Below are 18674 nucleotides of genomic sequence, written 5' to 3'. Positions count from 1 at the left end.
ATGAGTAATTGGTAATGAGCAATATTTGCATTACTTATTATAAATTACTCATTATTCATAAAATCGGCTTCGTAGTTCAACTGGATAGAATGACGGATTTCGGCTCCGTTGGTTGCAGGTTCGAACCCTGCCGAAGTCACTCTAAGGGAAAGATCACTTTTATTAGTGATCTTTCCTTTTTTATTTCGTAAAATGTTGTTTATTAACAGGATATATGAAAGTTTCAAATTAATTTGAGTTGCTCGAAAAGCTATCTCATCAGATCCGGTTTTTGAGCAAAAACTCTAGCATTAATTTTAAGTAAATCTAATAACTTAATTTCATCAATAATGCTTATTTAATATCATGACGTCTATTCCAAAATAATTGGTTTGGCCATCTTTTCTCCATCTTGTAATAGATGTAATGATGATATTCGTAATGAGACCAAATATTTTCGGCAATACGATTGCATTCTGCTATAAATGCATTTTTAATGTTTTCTGATAAGGTATGAACTACATTCGATTTAATGATTAATTTAGAGTATTGAGCAGCCATTGCTAAAGCATTAAATATTCCTTGAGAGGATAATGGATCAAAGGTTAAACATGCATCTCCAATTGCTATCCAATTTGATTGTATTGGAAGTTTAAGATAGGACGAATGTGATGCTTTTGTACCTAAAAATTCATACTCTAATATTTCTTCTTTAATTTCTAAAATTTTAATTAAATCTTTTTCAGCTAAAAAATAATTTTTAAAAAATTCTCCATCTTTGGTCAACTTTTTATCGCATAAATCGGAATCTGTAAAGAAACTAATCAAATGTTTATTATTAGGTAGTTTAGTAATATACCACCATCCATTTTCAACAGCATAGATTGTAGAAAGTTCTTTTAAAGTAGGAATGGATATGCTTCCATGAATCCCGATAAGCTGATCTTTTTTGAGGCTCTTAATGCTCATTTTTTGAGCCATCAAACTTCTGCGTCCTGAAGCATCTATGATAAATTTGGCTTGATAATTTTTTTCAAAACCCTCCTTTGTCTTTGTAATCAAAGCCCATTGTTGAGACTCTTCTACAATACTAATAATATTTTCTCTAATGATTTTAATACCTCGCTCACTTGTTATTTTTTGTAATTCATATACAAAATTATTCTTATCGATAGACCAGCCATGACCTTCAGGATTTTGTATGCTATCTTGTATGATAGGATGAGGGGTTCCCCAATATGATTGCATCCCAATGGTAGGTTTGCCCACCAATGACTCTTGCATTATTGCATCAATATCAATATCTAGTTCACTAAAAATACGTTTACTGGATGCCACTAAAGTTTCCCCATGTAAAACATTTGTGTTTTCTGGTTTTTCAATGACTAAAATTTTGTAAAAAGGATGGAGGTGCATAGCAGCGATACACCCTGCTATGCCTCCTCCAATAATTATAATGTCAAAATCGTTATTCATTATTAGGAATTAAAACGTCTTCTAAATCTTTCATGAATAGTTACTATTTTCTGATTTGGTTTAACATATTCTATTTGTAAATCTTTATTTGTTTCCTGAACTTTTGACAGTAGATTTTCTAATGCTTCTGAGTTATTTAATATGTGCTCCGCTTCTTTTTTTACTTCTTCGTCAATTTGTAATTTAGAAGAATTTAATACATTATCTGATATTATTTTAAGTACCTTATCTTTTCCGAGATTATCTATTATCTGCTTTTGTCTGGTTTCTTTTAAAATGATATTGATAATTTTAGTGTATGAACTGGTTAAGGCAACCTGCACAGTATTAGGAACTTTAGTATTCTCATTATTCGTAATTGTTTCATCTAATTTTATAGGTAGCACTGTGCCTACAGAATCAAAATGAGTAATCATTTTATTAATAATCTCTTGATATGGAGAATAAATGGTGGGGTTACCAGGTAAATCTTCTAACCACTCAAAACGTTGATTTAGTATTTCTAATTGCTCTTCTGGATTTCCTTGTTTTTCTTGTAAAGCTTTGAATTGCTTGTAAGTAATAATTTCATTAGGCACTCGTGCTGGCCAAAATGTTGGAATATAAGGGTCATATGAAGTGTCGTATCCATCTTTACAAGAGGCTGTATCTGTTTGCCAGGGAATAGCCATCCAGCGTGTTATACCGCCTGCAACTTGAGATTCGAAAGGGTTAATTATTTTATTAAGTAACGTTTGATCTATAAAAGGACCGTAATCAAGGTTGTCTTTAATAAGATTATCTTTATCAAAGTTAAATCTGAAAGGAGAATCATACATAGAAGATATTCTTACCGGCCACGTCATTTCGCAACCCGGATGAAAAGCATCTGCCAGACAAAAATCTAAAGCAGCTCTTGTAAGTAAGTCGGCTTGCTCTTCTACAGGATATTCATCTAAAGGTTTAGGATTAATATAATTGGTTTTATATTTATCCCAATCATCAATAAAATTACCATCTACCCATTGCTGCAACATTTTGATTTGCAGATCTGTAAGTGTACTATGCTGCCTAGGGCTTCCGTTTCCTACTATCTCTATAGCATCTCCATATAACCAAGGCCATAAAGCCGGAGATTGAGAACCCGGGAGATCAAACTGTCTGAACTGATTAAACATTTGTCTTCTGAATTCTAAGTTATTCATCGTTCCATCTCTTAATTTTTCAATCCATATATTTTCATTGAAATTATAAGCTCCATTGAACCCAAAAGTGGTTAAAAAACCTTTGTTTACCCATTGTAGTTCTGTCATTCTCTTAAAGATGGGAAATATATCATAAGAAAATGAAGGGCTAATGGGAGCAGGTAAGTTGAGTTCTCTTACAGATAGATCTCTCATTAAATCCCACATTGTTCTTACCGATTGCTGCACAGGAGCATAATCTGGAGGTGCACAAATTACCCAAGCAGGTTTTACATTAATTTCCTTATTATTGAATTTTACAATGGCTGTTACCGGTCCATCAGAAGTGTCATCATACCAATCATCATTATTTGCAAAATCTAAGGCAATTTCATTTTTAGAACTTTTAGATATACCTTTACCTCCAAGTACATGCAATCTTTTGGAATTTGGTGAATTCTTATCGAAAAATATTTCTCCAAGATAAACTTCGTTGTTTTTTAAAAATTTACCTTTAAATATTGCTGATTTGCTGATCGATTTGCTATTGATAATTTTTATACCTCCATCAATAACGAGGCTCATACGATCCGGGACATCTGAATTTCTTTTAAATGAAAATTTATATTCATCTTCATTTGCTTCCGGAATATCTAATGCAAGATTAAATTGATACCAAGCTGCTTTTTGGTTAGCTAAATGGCACGACCAGCTGATTTCAACTTTGTCTTTAATATCAGGATGGGTAAGTTCCTTTACAACTTCTCCTTTAATATTCAGACCATATATTCTAAATTCTGCTGCTTGTCTTTTGATTTTGCCTTCTCTATCCCTATAAAAAGAAAGATCATTTGATAGTATAGGTTCCGGAACTTGTGGTCCTATATAATACTCATCACTATTTCCTACACGCATAATGCCTATTGAAGGATATATTGCCGCACTCACAATTTCGTGGTCAACTATTTTTTCATCCTTATTTTGTGCATGAAAAGGGCAAACTTGTTTTTGAGGTTCTCTGAACTCTAAAGCATTGGCACTGTATCTCGTTTCTGCACCATATTTGTAAACATCTCTTCTAGCCTCAGCAATACTACCCAGAGGTTGATTTAATGAATTGATACGCCAGCAATTAAAATTAATATGATCACCAAGTTCTTTCACTCCAATCAGATTCAAATCTTGTTTGGGGAGGTTTAATCTACCAATTTCAATAAAACTTTCATCCCATTTTAATTGTAAATTATCTGCTATTTTTTCATCAAGCTCTTTAATTTGCCCTTCAAGAATAAATTGGTAAGAATCATTAGATAATTTTTGCTGTAAATCTTTAGCGAGATAATCTTTCTGCTTCATGATGACAGGGAAATTTTCTTTAACTACTGGTTTAAGTCGTAGTTTGATCATATGTTTTTCACCTAATCGGAATGGTATGATAGGATAGTATGTAGTGGTTAAACAACTGTCTTCGTATTTTTCCATTTGGTCTAAAATACGTTTCAATTCTTTGTTTTCTCTATAATATTCATTTAGTTGGTTGATATCACCAGAACCTGAAATTTGAGTGAAATCTACCATTTGTTGTGCGTTTTGAGCGAAAAACATATCAATATTTTGAAATATAAAATCTGTATTTGGCCCATCAAATCCTTCAGCATTATTCGGTAAATCAAAAATCTTTAAACCTACACCAATGGTAGATTTTACATCTGTTTTTTTAGGAGCTGTATCACTTGAAAAACGCATTACACACTTGAAATTATCTTTAATGCCAAAGAAACCAAGATCACCTACTAGTTTTTCAATGGGTAAGTTATTGGATAAACTTAATTCACCATGTACTACACCATGTTGTTTTCTGAATACGGCCCTTGGTGCTGGATGTGCACCATTTTCTATCATAACTTTTTGGTAAGTATCTATGAACTGAGCTTTAAGATCGGATATGTATTTTTTTTCCATTTTTATTAGTTTTAATTAATTTGTTATTTAACTCATAATGGTTTTTGTAGAGCTATTTTTGTCTTAAATACTGGATCGAATTTGTATTTTATTTTTTTGGACTTGTTTAAAGTAAATATTTTTAAAATTAGATATCGATCCAGTATTTTGAGGGTATTATAACTACTTTTTAAGTAATTCTCTAGCTTCTTCACGAGATGATTCCCTTATGCTATTCTTTAACTTATTAATTTCATCTATATTATTAGAAGATTTTATTGTACTAGTATTCAATTCTTTATTAATGTCAGTTTTGGCTGTTCCTTGACTTGCTAATAATGCTGCTTTTAATTCTGCGTATTTTTCAAATAAGTGTGAGCTAATTAAAGGAGACTTAACATTTATTTTTTTTGATCCATTTGTCCTATATAAATTATTATTCATAGAGTGACAAGTAAAACAATTCATTCCTTCTGCTTGGAATGTGGTTTCCATAGTGACATTTGCTAAATTTAAACTACCAAAACTTTGCCCATTACCGGTACCATATGGTTTTGATAAATCTCCATCGAGCAACTCATTAATTGGAGCATTCGTTTTTGACCATATAGAGCCGACAAATTTATAGTTCGCCCATATTTTAACTTTATCATTCGTAAGGGATTTTTTAGCTAATTCGTTACTAGATTTAATCATTGTAGCAAACTCTTTATCTTCTTTAATAACGTCCATTCCTTGAGATGCCTGATTGTATCTAACTCCTTCAGGATAGGATTGAAATACTTTATTTTTAACTTTTGGAGTAAGAGTGGTTTTATCTTGAATAATTCCATCTGCTGTATTTCCAACAGAGCCTCCATCGAATAATGTGTATTTATCTGATTTAGAATTTACAGGGTCTCCATGAAAACTTGTTCTATCTGGTGCTAAATCTTGTTGATCAAAAGTTGACCACACGCCTTCAGGGTGCTCTGCTGTAACTGTAAATATATGAAAGCCAATCATAGACATTCTTTGCAGCTCAGCGTTATTATAATTTTCGTCCAAATTTTCATTAGGTTTATTAACAATCGCAGTTATATTAAAAGTTTTAGTAGAATCTACTACTTCGGATGTTTTTATCCAAGCTATTTTAATTTCGGTAGCACCCACTGGATATTGATTTTTACTCTCACGAATAGAACGCTTTAAGCTGTCATTTTTTAGTATTTCAGCTGCTTGGCTAATAATTGATGATGCATCGGCTGAATTAAACATCTCTAATATTCCGTCATTAGCATGTATCGAATATCTTACGAGAGAATTGCTCTTGCTACTTAATTTTGTTCCGTCTGCTTGTTGATACAAATCTAAGATTAATGGTAATTTGCCATCTTTTATGTATGAAGATGGTAATCCTTTCGTTTTTAAAGCATTTATTTTTATTTCTTCACCAAAATCATTAACCTGTTTTAATTCTTTCATAAATACAGGAACATTATCTTCGGAATTTGACGTTAACCATAAAAATTTTTGCCAAGACCAGTCAACAAACATTTGGTCATTGTCAAGAACTATGGTATCAACTGTATTTTTAATTTCGTTATTCTTATTGTAATCTTCAAAAATACTTGCTAAGCTTGTTTTAGTTGTAGAGTAAGTCTCTTTTTTACAAGATGTAAGCCCCAGTAAAGTAGCTGTTGTAATGCTCAAAAGCATCAGTTTTTTTAATTTTAGTTTCATGGTTATTTAGGTTATTGGTTATTGTTTTTTTTTGAGTTTTTAGGTGATTATAAAAAAAAGATTGCACTATTTTACAAATCCCATTTTATTCTAAATTGTTTCTTTTCAAATTTTTAAACATTATGTAATCTTCTCTTGCTTTTAGCAACCAGGAAGCACCAAATGAAAACAACATTACTACTTCACACCAAAGGACAATGTTAGTTTTGTTGGGGTTGTATTTATTCATTAAAAAATCAACAAATAATACAATAATTGATAAGAAAATTAATGCCCCAAAAAGCCTATACCAAAATTTGTATCTCTTACAAGATTTTGAAGGAAAAATAAAGAGTGATAATATTCCTAATATTGAAAATAATATAAATGCTGATGCAGTATGAATTGTTGCATTGAATTTATTATAATATCCTTTTGTAAAAGAATCATTAGAATTGTCCATTTTTACGAATGATCCATTTAATGTGTATTGTGAATAATCTACATATATTTTAGAAGGAGTTTTTTCTTTAGGAAATGCAATTTTAGTTTTATATATTTTTTTAAGAGAATCTTCGACGCATTCATTGCTTCCATAACAATCAACCATCATCTGTTGTTTAGTTATCAATTTTTGTACTGCTTGATTATAATTTTCATTTATCTGTAACGAATTGACTGTATTTACAGGAGTAGTAGGGAAAAAAGCAATCAAAATAGCAAAAATACCGGCTAAGGTAGATAGTATTTGTTCTATTTTGTTTTTACTAGGAACTTTATAACAGAGCATAAAAAAGCCTATTGCCATTAAGCATCCAGTAAAGATTTCTCTAAAATTGGTGAAATTATAATGACTTATTGATGGTTGAATTTCGAGGTCAAAAAAGCAAGACGAACTAATTAAACTTATGGGTAGCATGAAAGCGGTAATACCAATTAATATTCTTAGACGTATTACTGTTTTATCAGGAGAAAAGAATGCGTCAAAAAAATGATTTACTTTTGATAACATGGTTTAGTTTGTGATTTGGTTAGATTTAATTAAGTTGATACTTTATTAAAAAACCAATATTAATATGATTTTTTTTAAAATAAATCAGTATTATTACTGAATTGCAAATTAATATATTGAAAGATGATTAATAAATTTTCGTGTGGTATTTAATTACTGTAATATTTAATCTCTTATCATGTGATTTCATGTACTTCAACTAGGTTGTGGAAAATTATTGTACCTGACCTTTTTCCTAAAAAAAGTTCGTTTTGCAATTGCGAAACGAACTTTAAATAGAGTGAACTAATAAAAACTATTTTTTAATGATTTTTGAAGATTGTTTGGAACCATCGTTCATATCTAAAATTATCAAATAAACTCCCGAAGGTAAGTCATCTAATTGTAAAGAGGATTTTGGAGCATTGATTGTTTTAATCAATTTTCCTGAATGATCTAGAATCTGTAATGATTTAATCAATGAAGAATGATCAATATTAAGAATGTTTGTGAAAGGATTGGGATATAAGAATAACTTTTCAGCCAGTTTTGTTTCAGCTGTACTCAGGCAAGCATTGTCTACGGTAGCAGTAACTTGAGTTCTTTCAGATTCACAGTTACTAGTGATATTTAGATTGTACAAGTAATAATAATATCCAGACGTTGTGGTTCCTAAGCTGCAAACCTCCGCCAGAATATATGGAAACGAAAATGCTGATGTTGAGCTTTCTCTGATAAAACCGCTAACAGTAGGTGACTTTGCACTTATTAGGAGTTTATATCCAGTACCTGCAGGAATGCTATAATTGAGGGGAAGCGTATTTAATGTTGCTGCTGTAGCTTGATAAGCAACATTTACAGTGAAGGTATTCGTATGCAAAATTGTACCAGCAGAATTAACCAAGTTAACGGTTACTGTTCCGTTACCGGCATTGGCTGAGGTAGTTGTATAAGGATATATATCAACGGTGTTGATTGTAAGGCTTTTATATGCATCTATTGTAAGCCCAATTCCTACTCCGGTATTACCAGAGGTTGAGATGGGAGCAGGCAGTCCTACATTACCAACACTTGATTTTGATGTAGAAACCCAGTAATTTGTTGTTGATGTTAATGATGGAGTTGAATAAGAATTTCCCGTTGCCAATAGGTTACCTCCTGTTAATGTATCATACCATTTAATAGTACCACCATTCTCAACAGTTGCATTTAAGATGGCATTGTTACCAGGACAAACAGTTGCCCCTGTAGTTCCTAATAAAGCAGGTGGTTGGCATTTAGTTACTAACATCAGAGGCTTTGTAGACCAGCTGCTTAATGTACCCACTCCGCAATTAGATCTAACCCATACATAATACAATGTAGAAGGTACTAATGAATTAATTGTAGCTGTACTTCCCGAAATAATAGCTGGGGATGAAGGTGTTGCGTTTGTTGGCGCCGTATTGCTTGTGCTGTAATAAATTTCATAATTACTCGGTGATGGTAGAGGTGCTGACCAATTAGCTGTTATTGAATTAGCTGTTGAATCTCCGGTTGTAAGAACGGGCGCAAAACATGATGGCGGTGCCCAAGTATACGTTAAACCAGCGGGTGGCATTCCTGAAGCTGCAGTAGAAGTTGTACTGTAATATTGTGTACTGGTGTTTGCTGTTCCGAGTGTAGAATTTGTAAATGAATTGGTAGATAAATTTAATCGATTATGATAGTCTATATCTGAAGCTCCACGCAATCCAATCTGAGCGGTGGATGCTACTGCAGTACTCCCAACCAAAAATGAGCCTGAATTGTATTTCGTAGTAATGGTATTAGATGTTTCACGAAGGCGTATTTGAAAAGAAAATGCGTAAACACTGGTTGTGCTGGTTGAATAGCTCGGTTTAAAATTGGTCCATTGAATCACAAATTCTCTGTTAGGAGCAATTCCTACCGTTTCATATCTAATATCTCCCGTAGTATTACTGATGTTAAACATCGAGTTTAGAGATCTTCCCCAGGCCGAGACTGCTCCTTTCCAATTCATATCTCCACTAATAGGGGTACTTCCTGTAGGATCATCTGTTCCTCCGAAACTAATGTACCCGTTTGAAGAAACTTTTAAATTATTAAAATTTTCACCATTAAAATTAAACGAAAAGGGGATAGCGGCTGAGTAAGATACGTTATAAAGACTTGCAGCACCAGTATTGGCCGTAGCTGTTCCTAAAATCGTACCTCCACTAACTGCATCATACGCCGTTAATGATTGAGTAAACGAATAGGCATTTGCCTGAGCATTTACACTTATTTGGCAGGTTGTAAATACTATAAGACCTAATGCAATAGCACGATGATTTTTTTTCTTAAAGAGTTTAAAATTGTAGACTTTTTTCATTTATATAAATTTTTGTGAATATATATTAGTGAAAATAGATAATGGCTATACTTTAGTATAGATTATGAGATAGATGGTTAGCTATTTTGTGTTTTTAAAACTCATTTTAAACTGTTAATAGTTTTTTATAAATATCTGTCGAGTTTTAATACCTAAACTATTCCTAAGTATAGTGTTATTGAAAAATAGTTAAAATATTTTTGACCGTTTGATATTATATTTTCATAAAGCTATTTTGAAAACGAAAAATAAGAGAGCTTAAAGGTCGTAATTGCTATTGTTTAACAGATAAATCCTCTTCTAATTCAGGTTATTTATTCCCCAATATTATCCAGCCAAAGAAAATTATATACTTCAGCAATCTAAATTTAATACAGAAGCAAATGGTTGATATTATTGATTGGAAATATAAAGTAGAGCTCGGCAATAAGCTTGCGGTTATCCGCAAAAAGAATAATATGAACCAAATTCAGCTCGCTGATGTTTTGTCTGTTACAATTTCTAAAATTAGCAAGTGGGAGTGTGGGCAAAGCATCCCTTCCTTAGATATTATTTTTAAAATAGCCGAATTTTACAAGGTTGAGCCCTACTACTTCTTAGGAAATATTGGTATAGAGGTATATAATGACGCAACCAAAATGCCGTGTAGAAGGGGACAAAAGCTAAGTTATATAATCAAAGCCTGGAAATCAAATGGTATTAATCCATCGATTAGCTTAGACGACTATTTACTTCAGAATCGTAATCTGCCACATCATATTATCCCAAAGCAAAAATATTTTAGAGAAAATCTTTGTGAGACTGACTTCTCGGGAGCTGATTTAAGTGGAAGTGTTTTTAGAAACAATAATATGAATGGTGTAAATTTTGAAAACGCCAATCTTACTGATTCGATATTATATTTTAATGACCTTAGTAGGGCGAAATTTAAAAATACAGAGCTTGTACGAACCCAAATAAAAAGCTCGAAGCTGCATCAACTTTCTTTTATTGATACATGCCTGACCGACGTTATCATTTCAGCTAAAAAACTTACAGCGCCCATTTTTATCAATTGTATTTTTAAGAATGTTGTACTTAACGCAGGTGATGTGAATGGGGTCTGTTTTGATGGGCAAAGTTTCACCAATGTTAAGTTTGAAGGAACCATATTGTCAAATACAACCTTTAGAGGAGCAACCTTAAAAAATGTTACATTTCTATCGAATTTTGCCATTAAAAAAAAATATTTTAAAACAATTAAAACAGTCTGCTTCAAGGGAGCAAAAATGGATGAAAAGACCTATATGTCTTTAAAAAGTATTGCCGCAAATCTTGATGAGGTAATAATTATTGATTGATTACTGCTTTCACTTAATGAATTTTAAACGAAAACAGTCTTTGCGTTGAAGGGATTTTTTTCGTTTGTAAAAGGTAAATTAATTTGCTTGGCAGAAAGAATAATTGCTTTTAATAATGGATTATAAAGTTTTGATTTTTTTGTGAAAAAGTTCTTTATTTAGCTGAGTAAATAAAGTATTTATATACATTAAAACAAGCAATAAGCTTAATATGAGTTTTTTATTGATTCAAAAAAAAATAAGAACTTGTGATAGGTTTTGCTACTTTTTTAATCTTTTGCTAGTATTGTGATTTTTAAATAGTAGTTTATTCGGTATAAAAGAATTCCGGGTATAGAATATATTGCATCACTGGAATCATTAAAAATGGTAGTACGTTAATTCAATAATAAAAGAATAAATAATAATTTATTCTTTTATTATTGAATTATTAAAAAAAACACATATCTTCGGAGAAGTTTATTAATGCAATGCTGATGTGTTGATAATTTAATAAATTAAAAACTACTAACCATTTTCACATGATATTTAAATATCTATCAAATTTACGTACTCCGTATTTTCCATTTGCACAAGTAGGAATAGGGAATCCTGATCTGAAACCTGCTTTAGACGTTAAGAGAAAACCCGAAATTATCTCCTTTCAAACCGATGAAACTATAAAATTATTAGAATATTCAGTTGATATTCTATTTAATTCTATAAATATCCTAATATCTCAATACAATAAGGTTGTTTTTATCGAAAGTTCAATTGCTATTAGCCGTATTCTTGAGAAACAACGCTCTTCTTTATTTAAAGAACAATTTACAGAAGTGAACGATAATAGCTATGAAAAAACAAATCCTAATAACAGAATTTTAGATATCGTATTCAATAAGATGTTGGCTGTGATTTATGGTATTTCTTATACTATAATTAATTGCTATAAGGATTATTGTGTGAGCAAAGCATTATTTAACCTAAAGTTTTCAAACACTTTAGCGGTTGCCTATAAAAAAATAACTTTTTTTTCAAATATTTTTATCAAGATAAAGACAGTTAATCAAATTGATCTTGTATTTGATAGATTATTTGCATTTTTAGTTACAAGAAATAACATCTACAGCATTCCCTTTATTGTAGATGTTAGAGATTCTATCAACACAGGAAAAGTTCGTTTTACAATAAGTTAAAACGGGCTTTTTTTTATGTTTTTATTTGTTTTATACAATTAACAAAGAAACAATTAGAGTAAGACAATATTTGTACCAATCACATGCAAAAAAACACTTGTTTATCTTTAATTCTATGCCATGCATATTATCAAGTGGGGATTGATACCTTAAATCGACAGGATATTTTACATGTTGATAATACTTTACAATACTAACCTTGAATTAAACCCAAACTCACCTGAAAACTAATCACTATTTGTCTCGAAATGCATTTGTCAGACTTCAACTTAATAAGTTGTCAAGGCTGGTTTTATGTATTTTGAACATATTGTTTTTTGCAGGATTTGTAAATGCTCAAGAGCAAAATGAATTGCAATCGGAAAAGGCAAAGGTGATTTTGGTGATACAAAGTGGTGCGGTTTTATATTCTGCTGATTCAAAATTTAATCAACAGATTATTGAAAATCAAATAAAAGTTTCAGAAAATACTGTAGATAAACTCTCTTTTTCTAAGAGCCTCATCGTTTTATCAGCAAAAAATATCAAATCATCTCATCTTAATCATCATCAGAGATACTCAAAAGTAGAGAAAAAGACACAAAAAACAAAACTACTCAACCCACAGACTACAGTACATAAAAAAAGAGAAGTAGATTTTTTAAAACTTGCTGTAAAACAGCATCCTTCGTCCAATCACTTTTCATCCAATCAAAAAAATAATACAGATTATATTACTCAGCGTACGTATCGTGAAGATTATTTTAATGCACATTTTGTTATTTCTTATTTCTCAACCAATCTTGCGTTAAATCTTTTAGACAAACAGAAAATTATTTATTACAATAATAAATCTATTAATTTTTGTCATTCGCAGATCTTTTATACGAGACCTCCGCCTTTTAAAGTTTGAACTTTTTTCGATAAAATTTAAACTTTAATTTAATAATATGATTTTAAAACAATTTTTTAATAAACTATTATATTTTATTATCCTTCTTTTTTCTATCAGTATATATAGCCAAGCTCTTCTAGACTCTGATGGTGATGGCGTTGCTAATATTTATGATTTAGATGATGATAATGATGGGATTTTAGATATAGAAGAATGCCCGGGAGACCTTATTACAAACGGTACTTTCACTACAGATTTATCTGGCTGGACTGCGGGACCAGGTTGGGTATATGGGGGAGGAATGGCAGCTAATAATACCAATAATTTAACAACCGGTAGTATGTTATCTCAATCTCTTTCTAATTTAAACCATGTTCCTAATGGCTTTGTTTCTCTTAATATAAAATTGGGAGCTAGGGATAATAGTGATGGAGGAGGTAGTGTTGCGACGTTGCAGGTAATTTTAAATGGTGTGGTCTATGCTACCTTTACAAATGGTATTTTGAGAAATACCTCAAACGTAACAATGGTTTTGTCAAACGGCGCTTTAAGTAATTTCACAACTTTTGGAACCACTGGGGTAAATGGTTACACACAGTCCATTCCTTTTTCTATACATATTCCTTATACAGGACCTAATAGTGCAGTTCTTTCTTTTAATATGATTTCTGGAGACGATGATTGGGGTTTAGATGATCTTTCCATTCATGCTGGTATTTGCGATGATGACAATGATGGGATTCCAAATTATTTAGACTTAGATTCTGATGGTGATGGATGCCCGGATGTGATAGAAGGAGGTGCCAATTTTACCAGCGGGGCAAGCTATATCACGGGAAATAGGCTGAATACCAACGTTAATGCATCGGGTGTGCCGGATCTTCCTGCGTCTACCACGGGTTATACACAAGCAGCTGGGCAAACAATAGGACAGTCTCAGAATGTTACTAAAAACGATTGTTTAGATACTGATGGAGATACTATTCCTGATTGGCTAGATATTGACGACGATAATGATGGTATTTTAGATATTAATGAAGCAGCATGCGCTACGTTATCTGCTACTGAAGTATTTGCTTCACTATCTACTGCAATAGTTTCTCAAACAGTATCTGCGACAACTCTTACTTCCACAGTAAATGCAAACGCTCCTTTCAATGCAAGTACAAATTATACTTTCAATTTTGGAACAGGTAATGCAAAAACCTTGAATGGAATTAATTTTACATCTGGAAAAACTTTATCACAGGTTTCGGGAGTTTCGTCAGAAGTGTTTTTTAGAAGAAACACTACAGCTACACCTGCAAATGAAATTATTTGGTTGGAGTCTGCTGGTACCACTTTACCATCTGCTCAATCAGTTTTACTATCAATGCCAAGTAGTATGGCTAATCTATTTACCAAAGGATACTATAATACAGGCTCTGATAATACTTTTAATAATTTATCATCAGAAATAAATTATAGTAATATTGAAAGAATTGATGTCGTCTTTAAAAATGGCTTCAAAGTGCTAAATGCAGATAATGATTATATTGTACTTTCTGAAAGAGGAGCGAACGATAATATTTTATTAGCTGCAATAACAAGTTTAAATTCTGCGGGAGTACCTAATGGATTTGGTGCTGTTCAAACGGTATCCTCTTCCACAATGTTTAATAGCGGTGCTACAAATGAAACAATATTTAGGAAGGAACCTAGTGATGCTAATTTTAGACCTCATCAAACTCTTAATCAAAATATTGGTTTAGGAATAATCAAACTAAGTGCATTAGGGGTGGTATCCGGGCAAGAAATCTTTGGATATGCTATATTGCCTGCAGATTATAATTCCTCGAATATAGTTGATTGGACGACTTACCCAACAGCTACTTCAAGTACTACGGGAGGAGGAGCTGATATTGGTATCGTTTACGGTCTATTTAGTTCATGTAAATATAATGTGGATACCGATGGCGATGGTATTCCAGATAGCCTAGACTTAGATTCAGATGGTGATGGCTGTTCTGATGCATTAGAAGGTGGAGCTACTATTATTGCTGCACAATTGGCGACTGCTGGAGGGACGGTGACCGGAGGAAACACTTCTGTAAATCAAAATCTTTGCGCCACTGCAGCTTGTGTAAGTACAACGGGAACCAATATCGGTTTGCCTCAGTTTACCACATTACCAATAGGATATAGCAATACTACAGGGCAATCAATAGGATATTCTAAAGATGCTGCTGTGAATGCTTGTGAAGATTATGATAATGATGGTATTCCAGATTCTATAGATCTTGACGATGACAATGATGGGATTTTAGATACTGTTGAATGTGGTTCTTATGATAGGATTACAAGTGGTGTTTTTCCTATTACTGGAGGAAATACTAATACTCTGACAGATTGGATTGTTGGAGGTACATATGCACCTTCGGGAGCCTGGGTATCACCCACAGGAAGGATAAATTTAAATGCGAAAGGTTTAGAATTCAGAAGGGATTTCAATACGGTAACAACGGTAGATCAGAATTTAACGAATGTTCTTGGGAAGTCAACAATCTATTTTAATGATTTATATTGGAATAAAACTCCACTAACAGATGCAACAGCTACATCTGTGTTTACCGTTTCTTACGCTGGTACCATCTACGCAACAATAACAACATCAGGAACTACACCCACTATTACCACAAGTAATGGGGCTACCTCTAACTTGTCGACTCTACAAACCATTACTACTGGTGTTGCACCTAACGGAACAGCTTCTACTCCTGTTACTCTAGGTATCACGTTTCCGAGTTCAGTACCCACAAGTGGTGTTTTACTCTTTACTTTTACCGCAGGTACATCTGTAAACCAAGTTAATGATTTGGGTTTTAGATCAGTTTCATTATTAGCGTGTAAGGATACAGATGCTGATGGTATTCCTGATTATTTAGATTTAGACTCCGATGGTGATGGATGTCCGGATGCTATTGAAGGCGGTGGCGGTTTTACAAATGCCAATTTGCAAACAGCAACCGGTAATCTTGCCTCTCAGATTCCTAATAAAAACCTTGGAAACACGGTAGGGAATGCGGCTACTACAATGGGAGTTCCAACGATTGCGGGAACAGGGCAGTCTGTTGGTATTTCTCAAAATAATAACGTAAACAAGTGTACTGATAGTGATGGCGACGGTATTCTTGATATTTGTGATCTTGATAGTGATAATGATGGGATTTTAGATGTCAACGAAAAAAGTTGTGCATTATCCGGACAAACTATCAGAGTAGGATATATACCTAATTCTAGAGATACAGATACAGATAGCGGGTATACTTTTAATGGGACTTACATGAGCGGTTCTGGAGCATTGAAATTAAGCAATTTAGCTAATTTTGGACCAACCGGTACTGTAAATGCAAATATTGTACTGGTGAATATGGGTACAGCTCCTATTACAAAGGCAATTATCACGAGTTTAAATCTGAATGTTGTATTTCTTGGTGGTATTGATAACGGAGTAACTTCATTTTTATCAACAGCAGAGTTTGATGCAATTAAAGACTGGTCAGATGATTCTCCAAATAATTTTGTAGTGGCAACACAATTTCAAACAGCACCTTGGGGAAGCACTATAACTTCTTCAACGGCTAATCCAAACCTTCCAACAGCATATGGAAGTCAAACATCGATTTTCAATGGTCCATTTGGAAACATTACTTCATTCAATCAAGGAGGAGGTTTTCAAGGATATTTTAATACAATCAACTCTTTATGTACAGTAAGTCCTCTTGCGGTAAATGGAAATACTCAACCAGTGATGTATATTGATGGAATTTATAATGACTTAATGATTGCAGATGTTGATATCCTCACAACAATAGGGGGGGTTACAGCAGGAAATGCTGTTACGTCAAATAACGACAGGCTTTTTATGAATATATGGGCATTTGTAGCCCAGCAATCTGCTTGTAGTATTAAAGATACCGATGCTGATGGTATTCCTGATTATTTAGATTTAGACTCCGATGGTGACGGATGTCCGGATGCTATTGAAGGCGGTGGAGGTTTTACAAATGCTAATTTGCAAACAGCAACCGGTAATCTTGCCTCTCAGATTCCTAATAAAAACCTTGGAAATACAGTAGGTAATACAGCTACTACAATGGGAGTTCCAACGATTGCGGGAACAGGGCAGTCCATAGGTAATTCTAATAATTCATCTATACAAAATGCTCAATGTGCAAATGCTTTTGGATGTACTCCTACCATGTATCTTTCCCAAAGTAACACCCTTTATACTGTGAATAATTCCACCAATCCATTCACTTATCCTGCGGTAGGATCGGCAGCTGTTACTTACAATGCTATAGGAGTTAATCCTTTAAATGGTCTTTTGTATGGGATGGAAGTTGCTTCTAACAACCTTTTAGTAGTTAATACGAATGGCTCTTCAATAAATCTGGGACCTGTAACAGGTTTACCCAACGGGGTTACTTATAATGCGGGAGAAATAGATAATTTAGGTAATTACTATGTGAAAGCCAGTGCAAATAATAACCAGTTGTATAAAATTAACCTTACGACGAAGACTGCTACAGTTATTACCCTTTCAAAAAGTATTAACGTTGCAGATTTAGGTTTTAATACCACCAACAGTTTATTATATACGGTAAACTCTCCTGATGGACAACTTGTTTCTATTAACCCAACCACTGGAAATGTTGTAGAAATAGGTTCGGCACCTGGCGCTATTTCTTTTGGAGCCTTGTTTGGTTCTAGCACCGGCGAAATGTATGGTTCAGATAACGCAGGAGGATTTTATCAGTTCAATTTAGTAACAGGTCAAAAAATATTGATCTCTAGTTCACCTGCGAGTAATGCTAATGATGGGGCACACTGTGTCACATCACCTATTACTTTTAATGCTGATCTTGCTATTACTAAAACCGATGGTTCTCTTACTTATACTCCAGGAAATACCGTTCAATACACCATAGTGGTAACCAATAATGGTCCTTTCGGAGTATTGAACGCCTCTGTTACCGATCCTCTTCCAGCAGGTATTCTTTCAGCTAACGTGAGTTACACCGCTGTTGCTTCGGCAGGATCTACAACGAATGTAGTAGGAACCCAAACTGGCGCAATAAATGATGTGGTAGGGCTTCCGAATGGGGGTACTGTCACTTATACTGTTAACATTAATGTACCATCTTCTTTCACTGGCAACTTGGTAAATACTGCAACAGTTACTGCTCCGGTCAATATTACAGACCCCAATTTAGCAAATAACACAGCCACAGATACCAATACGCTGGGGGTTTGTTATGAAAATCCAGGACTAGTAGCTGGGCAGACTTATCCTGTAAAACATGGAATTACTACTTTATTACGAGCAGGCTCAAATAATGGTAATTGGCCCATGTCGAAAAACTCTGCCTACACAGCATTAGAAAGTAAAAATAAAGGTTTTGTAATTACTAGAAATAGTAGTCCGGAAACAACAATTGCAATTCCTGTAGTAGGAATGATGGTTTTTGATACAGATGAAAATTCAGGTAAAGGCTGTCTGAAGATCTACACAGGATCTGCTGTCGGTGAAGGTTGGAAATGTTTTATAACTCCAGCTTGTCCGTAAAAATAGTACTGCAATTGGATAATAGATTTTTTAATTATCATCATTATCCAAT

The 18674-nt window shown here is 33.2% G+C and carries 9 protein-coding genes and 1 tRNA gene; 5 read left to right on the top strand and 5 right to left on the bottom strand.

All coding sequences use genetic code 11. The features are described from left to right. The first annotated feature begins 65 nt into the window (after positions 1 to 65). Positions 66 to 139 (top strand) — tRNA-Arg (locus LO744_RS13085). 194 nt (positions 140 to 333) lie between these two features. On the opposite strand, the gene LO744_RS13080 is transcribed toward LO744_RS13085, so the two are convergent. From LO744_RS13080 to LO744_RS13060, 5 genes are all read right to left on the bottom strand, one after another. After that, entirely contained in the window at positions 334 to 1455 is a 1122-nt protein-coding gene (locus LO744_RS13080) for an NAD(P)/FAD-dependent oxidoreductase (protein WP_230669905.1), read from the bottom strand. Between the two features lie 2 nt (positions 1456 to 1457). After that, positions 1458 to 4580: a LodA/GoxA family CTQ-dependent oxidase gene (locus LO744_RS13075; RefSeq protein ID WP_230669903.1), complete on the bottom strand. Its 3123-nt coding sequence runs from the start codon at positions 4578 to 4580 to the stop codon at positions 1458 to 1460. 162 nt (positions 4581 to 4742) lie between these two features. Beyond that, positions 4743 to 6281, bottom strand: coding sequence for a hypothetical protein (locus LO744_RS13070; RefSeq protein ID WP_230669901.1), 1539 nt, complete (start codon positions 6279 to 6281; stop codon positions 4743 to 4745). 85 nt (positions 6282 to 6366) lie between these two features. Next, positions 6367 to 7272 carry a hypothetical protein gene (locus LO744_RS13065; protein ID WP_230669899.1) on the bottom strand — a complete coding sequence of 302 codons (906 nt, stop codon included), beginning with the start codon at positions 7270 to 7272 and terminating at the stop codon, positions 6367 to 6369. A 295-nt stretch (positions 7273 to 7567) separates the two neighbouring features. Beyond that, positions 7568 to 9625 (bottom strand): Ig-like domain-containing protein, encoded by a 2058-nt coding sequence (locus LO744_RS13060; RefSeq protein WP_230669898.1) that lies wholly within the window; start codon positions 9623 to 9625, stop codon positions 7568 to 7570. Between the two features lie 383 nt (positions 9626 to 10008). On the opposite strand from LO744_RS13060, the gene LO744_RS13055 reads away from it, so the two are divergent. The 4 genes from LO744_RS13055 (at position 10009) to LO744_RS13040 (ending at position 18622) form a co-directional block, all read left to right on the top strand. After that, entirely contained in the window at positions 10009 to 10965 is a 957-nt protein-coding gene (locus tag LO744_RS13055) for a pentapeptide repeat-containing protein (protein WP_230669896.1), read from the top strand. Between the two features lie 521 nt (positions 10966 to 11486). After that, entirely contained in the window at positions 11487 to 12140 is a 654-nt protein-coding gene (locus LO744_RS13050; protein WP_230669894.1) for a hypothetical protein, read from the top strand. 301 nt (positions 12141 to 12441) lie between these two features. Beyond that, positions 12442 to 13032 (top strand): hypothetical protein, encoded by a 591-nt coding sequence (locus LO744_RS13045; protein WP_230669892.1) that lies wholly within the window; start codon positions 12442 to 12444, stop codon positions 13030 to 13032. Positions 13033 to 13069: 37 nt separating this feature from the next. After that, entirely contained in the window at positions 13070 to 18622 is a 5553-nt protein-coding gene (locus LO744_RS13040; protein WP_230669890.1) for a DUF6923 family protein, read from the top strand. The last annotated feature ends 52 nt before the right edge of the window (positions 18623 to 18674 follow it).

Source organism: Chryseobacterium turcicum, assembly GCF_021010565.1.
GTDB classification, from domain to species: domain Bacteria; phylum Bacteroidota; class Bacteroidia; order Flavobacteriales; family Weeksellaceae; genus Chryseobacterium; species Chryseobacterium turcicum.
The sequence above is the reverse complement of the archived record's forward strand: the minus strand, read 5'-3'. Positions and strand labels throughout refer to the sequence as shown.